Origin of the sequence: Sphingobium sp. ZW T5_29 (genome assembly GCF_044987515.1) — a bacterium.
Lineage (GTDB): Bacteria > Pseudomonadota > Alphaproteobacteria > Sphingomonadales > Sphingomonadaceae > Sphingobium.
This window is the reverse complement of the sequence record NZ_JBJDRM010000024.1, coordinates 1-9,277: the sequence shown is the minus strand read 5'-3', so window position 1 is coordinate 9,277 and position 9,277 is coordinate 1. Positions and strand designations below refer to the sequence as shown.

At 52.8% G+C, this 9,277-nt stretch carries 10 protein-coding genes; 5 read left to right on the top strand and 5 right to left on the bottom strand.

What is annotated here, in order from left to right:
- From tnpB to ACI3KQ_RS15760, 4 genes are all read right to left on the bottom strand, one after another.
- Positions 1-214: IS66 family insertion sequence element accessory protein TnpB (gene tnpB, locus ACI3KQ_RS15775; RefSeq protein ID WP_404959271.1), on the bottom strand; the 214-nt coding region annotated here is incomplete at its 3' end.
- A complete protein-coding gene (locus ACI3KQ_RS15770) occupies positions 211-540 on the bottom strand; it encodes a transposase (RefSeq protein WP_404959269.1) in 330 nt (109 codons plus the stop codon). The genes ACI3KQ_RS15770 and tnpB, both read right to left, overlap by 4 nt.
- Positions 541-759: 219 nt before the next feature.
- Positions 760-1,098, bottom strand: coding sequence for a hypothetical protein (locus ACI3KQ_RS15765; RefSeq protein WP_404959267.1), 339 nt, complete (start codon positions 1,096-1,098; stop codon positions 760-762).
- Between the two features lie 214 nt (positions 1,099-1,312).
- A complete protein-coding gene (locus ACI3KQ_RS15760; RefSeq protein ID WP_404959265.1) occupies positions 1,313-2,875 on the bottom strand; it encodes a hypothetical protein in 1,563 nt (520 codons plus the stop codon).
- A gap of 153 nt (positions 2,876-3,028) precedes the next feature.
- Here ACI3KQ_RS15760 and ACI3KQ_RS15755 point away from each other — a divergent pair, with 153 nt between their 5' ends.
- The 5 genes from ACI3KQ_RS15755 (at position 3,029) to ACI3KQ_RS15735 (ending at position 8,920) form a co-directional block, all read left to right on the top strand.
- On the top strand, positions 3,029-3,778 hold the full coding sequence (locus ACI3KQ_RS15755) for an NTP transferase domain-containing protein (protein ID WP_404959263.1): 750 nt from the start codon (positions 3,029-3,031) through the stop codon (positions 3,776-3,778).
- On the top strand, positions 3,756-4,610 hold the full coding sequence (locus ACI3KQ_RS15750) for an HAD-IIA family hydrolase (protein WP_404959261.1): 855 nt from the start codon (positions 3,756-3,758) through the stop codon (positions 4,608-4,610). Before ACI3KQ_RS15755 ends, ACI3KQ_RS15750 begins: the two co-directional genes overlap by 23 nt.
- The gene (locus ACI3KQ_RS15745) at positions 4,597-5,730 is read left to right on the top strand and encodes an iron-containing alcohol dehydrogenase (RefSeq protein ID WP_404959259.1); all 1,134 of its coding nucleotides are present in this window, start codon (positions 4,597-4,599) and stop codon (positions 5,728-5,730) included. Before ACI3KQ_RS15750 ends, ACI3KQ_RS15745 begins: the two co-directional genes overlap by 14 nt.
- Positions 5,731-5,741: 11 nt before the next feature.
- Positions 5,742-6,983, top strand: coding sequence for a CDP-glycerol glycerophosphotransferase family protein (locus ACI3KQ_RS15740; protein WP_404959257.1), 1,242 nt, complete (start codon positions 5,742-5,744; stop codon positions 6,981-6,983).
- A 125-nt stretch (positions 6,984-7,108) separates the two neighbouring features.
- The gene (locus ACI3KQ_RS15735; protein WP_404959255.1) at positions 7,109-8,920 is read left to right on the top strand and encodes a glycosyltransferase family 2 protein; all 1,812 of its coding nucleotides are present in this window, start codon (positions 7,109-7,111) and stop codon (positions 8,918-8,920) included.
- Between the two features lie 22 nt (positions 8,921-8,942).
- Here the strand turns inward: ACI3KQ_RS15735 and ACI3KQ_RS15730 are convergent, their stop codons facing one another.
- Positions 8,943-9,185, bottom strand: coding sequence for a hypothetical protein (locus ACI3KQ_RS15730; protein WP_404959253.1), 243 nt, complete (start codon positions 9,183-9,185; stop codon positions 8,943-8,945).
- Positions 9,186-9,277: the final 92 nt, after the last annotated feature.

Genomic DNA, 9,277 nt, shown 5'->3' with positions numbered 1-9,277 from the left:
CGAGGCGCTTGGCATAAAGCGACATGCCCACGCCGTCGTGCCAAATGATCTTGCAGAGGTCGCCGCGCCGTCCCCTGAAAATGTAAAGATCGCCCGCGAAGGGGTCGCGGCCAAAACTCTGCTGCACTTGGAGGGCCAGGCTGCGCATGCCGCGCCGCATATCGGTGTGCCCCGTCGCGATCCATATCCGAACGCCGGATGGGACTGGGATCACGGCTTGACCGACCGCAGCACTGCCGACACCAGCCCAGGTGATGCGCCAGCGGGAATGCGCACGATCGCCCGCTCAAACTCTACGGTAATGGCCGAACCCATGGCCGGCATCGGATCGGGTTGCACCTGCACCTCTGCAAAGCCGTGCACTGCCTGCCCCATCTCCCGCCGCCATCTGTAGATCTGGTTCGGCCGAAGATCCGCACGGCGGGCAATCTCCGCCACGTTCGCGCCGGGGGCCGAGACTGCCGCGACCAGCTCGCGCTTCTGCTGGTCGGTCCATACCCGCCGCCGCTCCGGCCCCGAAATTACTGTGATTTGGCTCATCGCACCGTCCTTAGTATCGGTGCAAACACCGGCGCTTGCACCGGTGCCATCTCAAAATATCAGCCAATCACCGCAAGGCGGCCCTCACCGAATGCCTACCTGGGACACGGATCGGCTTATATTTCAGTGCCAAGCTCGACAGCGATGCGACGGCGCGGCGCATAATGTGGAATGGGACGCGCGCTGTGCGACAGAAAATAGCGGGAAGGGTGCACTCAATCAAGATAGTCGAGTTTGTGATTGCGCTGGGTTAGGCTCAATACGCGTGAGACCTAGCAAATTTACATGACTGTCATGATCCGGGTGTTTCTCAACCCAGAGGTTGTCGCCGAAACCGGCCATCCAACCGCCTTTCTTGTTTTGTAATAAGTAGCGCCCTCGGTACACCTCGTAGTGGACGCGCCACATGGCTGCACGATTAGTCCGATCTTCCTTCCGCCATTTAGATTTCACTGTCAGGGAGGCTAGAATTAGCTGGTCATTTTTAATAGCTAGGCAGTGCGCTTCACTTCCCTGGCACAAGAAGGCCCAGAAATCTTCGTCGATCGCGCGGATCATCCAACGAGTCCCGGTTCGCCATTCCGAGATATGATCATAGGATGTGCTCGTTACACAGCCTGTCTCTTGACTGCCATCCAACGCGCGAGGCGAGGCACTATCGAGTCCAAAAGAGATCGTGATCAATGAGGCGTCTTTAAACACGATCTCCTGATTGTCGTCCGAACTTGATATGATAGTTCGCCCATCTGACACGCCGGCCTCTCCCCTTTGGTCAGGTTAGCACGGCGACAACCTCAGTAAACCCCTCAAGAACTGCGGCCCCAGCCGCGCCAGCTGCGGCCGCCCGTAACCACATAGCACGTGCAATCCCTTGGAAAAACTGGGGCTCGTGATTGACTTGGGGAGAAGGTTGCACCCACGGCTCTGCGCGCATTCGGGGGGCTTTTGATCTAGGTGTCGCAACGGTCACGGTAGAAGATGCTGATGGTATGGGGGCGGCAATCTGATCAGGCGTAGCGCCTGCAACGGGCGCATCAGTTCCGGGGATAGGAGAGATAGCCAACTCCGTTTTGGCGTCGGTAGCTGCTGTCGATGCCGCCGCCGCATCAATGCCGATAAGATCCTGTGCCGACGTTTCATTCAACTCAGGATGTATCGCCGAGCGAAGTGGCAGTGCTTTAACAAACTCCGCATCCTCAATGAACAGATTACGACGCGCCCCAGCTTTCCTGATCGTTCGGGTCACAAAAAGTGGATCTGGAACCTTCCAGCCCCTTCCGTAGAATCGCTCCAGAAATATCTGGGGCTGGCGGAGAAGCATCACTGTGTGCCCCATATATTGCATCGGTTGAAGCGGAAACAGGTCACCGTATTCTGCGGGGAAACAGGTATAACAGGATGTATTGAAATCTCCTTCAGCGTCAAACCAGGCAGGCGCTATATCGACTACAGCCGAACCATCCCGCACATGGATATGACCGGTGGGGCTGAACGTGCATTTTAGGCCTGAACGTTGTAAGCCTTCCGTTATTACGAAACGCTCAATCGAGACCTCTTCGGGGGTCCGATAAGCAGATAGGTAACAGCAATCAAAATCATCATCAGTTTCAATGATCTTCCCATCGCGAACAAGTCCCAATAGCGTGCCATGAACCGCGAACACTTCATATGAGGATATTTCTTTAACTGATCGTCGAATTTTGTCGTAAAGACCTACAATGTTACGGCAATTATCTTCATTCGCAAAAATCCTACCTTTAACAAATCCCTTCTTGTCTACAAATTTGCTATCAGATACAGCCTTGACGAGGTTCGTTGGTCTTTTGTATCGTTCCGGATTCTGAACATCGAGATCAGAATCGCTGAAGGTATAAGCCATTGATCCGCTCTGGTGGCGAAGTATGCCACTCTTAGTAATAACGGACATGGTAGAGCCAATTTCTATCCTGTTCTCTAGAAGCATGTGCAAGATGGTCTTGTACCTGTTTTTCTTGCCAATGGCCAAGAGCAAGTCATCTACGAAGATGAAGAACATTTCATCGAGTGCACTCTCTGCCCTCACAATAAAATCTTCGAACTTCGCTCCAGGGCCCCGATCACGATAGAAGAAGCGCCACGCACCCTCCTCTTGGACACAACACGATGCCATTCGCAGTTCAGTTAGGTCGGCAAAGCCCATCTTCGCTGCCCGAAGGGCGTTGAAAGCCACCTTGCGACGGGTCTCTGTGTCGTCCGCATCGAGGTTGAAGCAGAAAACATCTGCAAGATGAGACGGGATTTCTGATGGCTCGACTGGATTCGCGTCGAGAATCTCATTTACACTTGGCAGATTCATATTTTCCCTCAGTCGGCGGCTTCTTCCTTGGCCCAGCAAAGACACCCCGCCTGCCCTTCTATGGGCGCAGGTCGCTATTGTGAACATTACATTTTTGTGTCAATCGACGTGCCAGTTTTTTTGCGCGCGCGCCGCTCACCGCTGAGGGAACAAATGAAGGACGTCATCATTCTTGGGGCCGGAGTGGGGAGCCGCCTACGGCCTCTCACAGATTCTATTCCGAAACTTCTTGTTGAGGTGTCGGGAAAAACCATTTTGGGCCGGGCTCTCGAGGTTCTGTTGCCCAGCCCTGAAGTACGTTCAGTTACGATCGTTGTTGGATATCGAGGCGATCAGATTGAATCCGCCGTGCGCGATCTGTCATCAAAAATTCGTATAGTGCGAAATCACTCCTACGAACAAACGAACAATATGCATTCGCTTTATCTCGCGTTGGCTACCCTCGACATGAAGCATGACGTCGTAATCATGAATGGTGACTGCGTTTACGACCCGAGTGTGCTGACCGCCGCGATCAGCGGTGAAGGCGATGCGATCTTCGCTGACGGTGCTTACCCAGTGAACGACGAATCGATGCATGTGGACGTCGATGCCAATGGGATTATCCGAGGCATCGCGAAGCCGCCGCAGATGAATAGCATGCCCATTGGTGAACTCGTCGTATCCATCGACCTTTACCGACTCAGTGCCCAGCAACTGCCCGATTTTTATGGCATTATCGATACTTTCCAGAGCCGCGGGGCGCGCCAACAATGGACCGAACTGGCCCTAGACGATCTGCTTCGTAACAAGGCTAGAACCAATTCAGCCATCAAGGCCACCGATATTGGCGGCAAAATGTGGATGGAAATCGACAATAACGACGATCTGGAGAAGGCGAATGTCCGGTTCCAGGGGATCTGATACCCGAGCGAAAGCTTATGACGTCATATTCTTTGACTTGGATGGGACTCTGCACCTAAGCGGGGAGCCGTTTCCTGGTTTGGTCGATTTCATCAATGAAACGGCTGGAGTGCACGGCACGACCTTCGTGGCCGTCACGAACAACACATCCATGCCGCCAGCTCAGTATCAGAAGAAGTTGATCAAAATGGGGCTGCTGCCTGATGCATTTCAGCTTTGCAGCCCCTTGAGCGTTCTCGCTGCGGCATCGGTTGAAGACATCTCACGCAACATTTTCGCTTTGGCCACTCAGGACGTCACCGCTTTTCTGACGGAGCACGGCTATGAGACTTCGAACAAGCGGCCCAATGCGGTCTTAGCGACCTTCGATGTAGAGGTCGACTACACTAAGCTGACGGCGGCGTGTAATCACCTGACGGCTGGCGCTAAGCTGTATTCCACCCATGTGGACATCAGATGTCCGACCGCCTCGGGGTTCATCCCAGACTGCGGCGCTCTTACGCATCTGCTGGAGAGTGTGACCAGCACTAAAATGGACAAGGATTTCGGAAAGCCGTCGGACCAGATGGCGACATATCTAAGGCAAAAGTACCTTGGAGCGGACAAGCGGGCGGTCATCGTAGGAGATCGCCTCTATACCGACATAGCTCTGGGTCATGCGATGGGTATTGATTCTGTTTTGGTCCTGAGCGGAGAGGCCCGATCTGATGATCCAGGGCTCGAAGCAGGCCGCCGGCCCACTTTCGTCCACGAAAGCTTCCTTACTTTTCTGAAAGCGGCCTACGCACCGAACGAGAGTGCGCCTAGCGTGAGAAGCTATGCAGCTGTTTAACTATAGCGCAGCCCTCCCTCTCATTTTCCAAATTGATAAGGGTAGCCGCCATCGCGTGGGCGAGATCATCCGTGAGAAGGATTTACCCTTCCATCGAGTGGTGGTGGTTCATGGCGCGAGCTTCTCCAAAGACATCGCTATCGATATTGCCAAAAGCTTGATAGGTTTCGAGATCAATCATTTCGCAGTCTCTTCGAACGATCAGTCTTGCGCAGATGATCTCAGGCAATTTGTCCGCGCATCAAACATTGACCTGATCATTTGCGTTGGAGGCGGCAAGGTCATCGATGTTGGCAAACGGGCTGGACTGCTTGCAGATAAGGCCGTGCTCGCCGTACCCACCATCCTTTCCAATGATGGGCTGATTTCGCCTATCGCCGTACTGCGAAATGCTGAGGGCAGAACGGAGAGTCTGCCAGGGCACATGCCCATCGGTGCCATTATTGACTCACAAGTGATCCTGGAGAGCCCTCATCGCAACATTTTGGCCGCTGCTGGCGATCTGCTCTCGAATTTCTCCGCAGTGGCCGATTGGCGCTTCAGCGCATCGGTTCATGGCGAGCGAATAGTCGATCCGGCTTTGTTGCTGTCGATAGATGCAGCTGAGTCCGTTCTTCGCTTCGACCCCGATGCTGAGAAAGAGGAGTTCATTTTTCAGCTCACCCGCGCACAGATCTTGTCGGGCGTGGCTATGGCCCTTGCCAAATCCAGTCGGCCGTGCAGCGGTAGCGAGCACCTGATAGCTCATGCCATCGATTATCTTGGTTTGGCCAAAGAGGTTCTTCACGGCGAACTGGTAGGGGCAGTCTCGCTGTTCACGCTATGGCTCAGCCGCTCGCTTCAGAAATCCCACCTGGCATTTGCCCGCAGGGTTAGCCCTACCTGCCTGTTCACTGAATTGAGCAGCGACATTGCGGCAAACCTCAGCGACATTTTCCGATTGAGTCGGACCATGCGGCCCGGGCGGCACACGATCCTGGATAGTTACTCAGACAACAGACTGATCCTGTTGCTGGCGGAATTCGAACATGAGATGAAGAAGGGACTGTTCGCCGATCCGCAGATCGGGCAAGCGCGATCTGCGCAGCCACAGTTGAGGCTCCAAGGTCAGTCGCGATAATCGGGGTTAGAATGTCAGATATCGATAAGAAGATCCGGGAAGCCGACCGCTTCGCCCGTAACGGCGTCGCTGTGCAATCGATGATGTATGCATCGATGCGAGCCAAGAAAAACAAGATCGCCGTTCTTTCCCCCGGGGGGTTTAGCGATAACAGCAAGTATATTTTCGCCTTTCTGAGCAATAATATCAAGAAATATCGAGATGACTGTGAGGTTTTTTGGTTAGCACACAGCGCCGGCGAGGCTGATCTACTCAATTCATTTGGAGTGGAGGCCATCCATTTCAAGTACGACGGCCCCGTCCTTCAGAAGCTAATCGAGTCGAAGGTATGTCTACGTTCAACGCATCATCTCGGTCGCGTTGATTATTGCATGCTGCAGGCAAGTCTCGTGGGTGCCACGAACATCCAGATGTGGCATGGAATCCCGGCAAAGAAAGTAGCCTATCAGCTGCTGAAAAATCGCAAAAACGCTTGGGACTTTGCATATTTCGCTGCCGACTGCCTAGCAAACGATTATGCGATTGCAGAATCTGAATATGTTGCACCGCGCTATCAGGAGGCGTTTCCTAACGCGTCGTTGTTGATAAGCGGGAGTCCGCGTACTGACATGTTGTTTGGGGATACGCCTGACAACCCCCTGCTATATCTCAATACCAATTTCAGCGTCCTTCAGTCGATGATGGACTTTAGAGAGCAAGGCGGCCGAGTGGCGCTCTATTGCCCTACCTTCAGAGAGGCGGGCCAAGATCGTACCTCCTTCTTGGAAGGAATCCGCGCTTTTCTAACGCTTACGGCGAAAGATCCGGACATCATGGTGGTGGTGAAAAACCATCGTGTTTCTAAAGACGAAGATGCCATCCGAGAAATTGTTAATGGCCTGGGTTCGTCTCGCATTCTGATGCCTGCTGCGGCTGATGATATCTATCCCTACATGCGGGAGACATCGGTTCTAGTTACAGATTACTCATCGTCTTATTACGATTTTCTGTTAACCGGGCGTGATGTTGTGTTTTTTCAGCCTGACCGCGAAGAGTACACAGATAAGCGACCGATCTACGATGAGGAAGCGCTTTCGGGATTCTCACTTGGGCCTAAAACTGCCGATGGCGAAGCGGCATACCGGGCCATCAAGGAAGAGCAGTCTGGAGATTTGAAGGTCAATCAAGAGACGGTATGCTCGAAGCTTTTTGCGCACCGAGATGGAAAATCCTGCGAGCGCCTCGCAGAGAAAATCTTCAACGATCTTTACTAAGAGGCGGATTCGGAAGTTTCTCAAACCATGAAATAGCTTGCGGTTCTTGGGGTCAGGGCATACCCAAATGCGCGCTTAGCGATTAAGGGCTGAATACTCGGTGCAGGCTCAAAGCGGAGCAGAATGTGATTAAGGATCTGGTTGCGAATAAGGCCCAATGTGCGTCTGATGTAGAATACCAGTTTGTGGCCCAGCGTCTGATCGCGCCAGATCCTGCCATTAATTCTGAACCGGACCTGTTCTTCCACAGAACGGGCTTGGCCGGCTATAACGGGAGCGCAGGCAATTTCTACGCAATCAAAGATGCCGAGATCCGGTTCGATAGCTATTTCAACGCCTTTCCGGCCTATCTCTTCAACCTCCAACCGAGCAATCATGTTGAAGTCCGCATAAACGCCAAGGGGAAATGTATCCTAGAGTTTGTCTTGGTGCGTCAGGGCAAAAGTTGGGAATATTTGGTCCATATGATTTTGGACGCGGACGGCACCACTCAGACCGTTACACTGCCTGATGTGTCATTAGAAGGCTTGGTTTATGCGCGTTTCATCGCAATAGAAGATCTGACGATCCATTCCATTGATTATGTTGTTAACGGTCCCGTTCGGAACGATGTGAAGTTGACTGGGGTCATCACGACTTTCAAGCGCGACGCGGCAGTGCAAAAGACAGCTTTGCGGCTTCAACATTATTTCGACGCCAACCCCGATCTCAGGAATGACTTCAACCTTCTTGTCATCGACAATGGTGGGGATACCGACAGCATCCGCTTCGATCGCGGCCGCGTCATCAAGAACAAAAACTATGGTGGCGCCGGCGGCTTTACCCGCGGCTTACTGGAGGCGTCTGACGAGGGGCGTTCGACCCATGTGCTGTTCATGGACGATGACGCGATCTTTTTTCCGGAATCCTTGCGGCGCACCATGGCGATCCTGCGCTATTCGGTTGACCCCCGCCTTGCGATCAGCGGATCGATGATCACGCAATCGCATAAATGGCGCCTGTGGGAAGCCAGCGCGACATTCAACCAGCGCTGCATGCCAATCCATAATGGGCGCGACCTGCGAAAGTTCGAGGAGGTTGTCACCACATCGCAGACAGGAACATTCAAAAGCCGCTACGGTGGCTGGTGGTATTTTTGTTTCCCGATCTCGTGTGTCAAAAGTTGGCCTTTCCCCTTCTTCGTTCGCGGCGATGATGTCTGTTTTTCATTGGCCAATGACTTCAACATCATAAACGCACCTGGTATTGTCAGCCACCAAGAGGATTTCTTTGCCAAGCAGTCTCCGTTGACGGTCTATCTCGATATGCGTTATCATCTGGTGGCACATCTGACCTTCCCGCATTTGGAGCTGGGCAAGAAGGATCTTAAGAAGATGATGCGATCCTATTTTGATCGTTTCAACGATTCCTATCATTATGAATCGGCCCAGGCGCTGATACTGGCGATAGAAGATGTGATGAGAGGCGAACGCTTCTGGGAAGAAAATCTGGACTTGGCTCAGCGGCGCTCTGATTTGTCGGCGCTCACCGTCAATGAGAAGCTGATTACACCGCTAGAATTTGCGCTCAACGAAACTACGCCTCATTCACCAAAGCGGAATAGGGGAGTTTGGCGTAATTTGTGGCGTAAATTAAGCTTAAACGGCCATCTTCTTCCTGATAAATTCTTCTATACCAAGGCTGTTCTTTTCCCGCTCGAGATGAGGGCGCAGGCAAAAGGTAGTTTTCGTCGGAAGAAAATCATCACCTTTGACCCTAGCTCGAAGACGGGATACATTTGTTGCATTGATAAAGAAAGATACTTTTCAAACCGGAAAGAATTCAAATCTGCAATTGGCCGCTTGGTGGCAAATTACAATTTTCAACTAGATCACTACAGAAAAAATAGTGATAGTATGACTACGAGAAATGCCTGGAAGTCTCGATTCAAAAGTTAAATATGGATTTGCCGATTATAAATTAGCGTAGCTCGATGTCGGCATGATCGTCCTTGCCGATGACGACCCGGTGCATGCCCTGTACGGAAACCTCGCTCATTTCATCGGCAACAGTGTGGCGACCGTCGCCGGCCAAGCGATCGACACAGGTGCGGATCAGAAAATGTGTGCCGAGTGCCTGCGTTTCGCAGAAGAATTCGTAAATGTCGTTCTCCCGGTCGCCGACGTGGACCGTAAGCGCTAAAACACCCCCACTCGGCGGCATTCAGGCGGCCTGATCGATGACGGCGCTGGCGGCGGCGCGGCTATCGACCCAGTTGTAGGGGAGCAGATCATCGATCGGATCTGCGTCGCCGC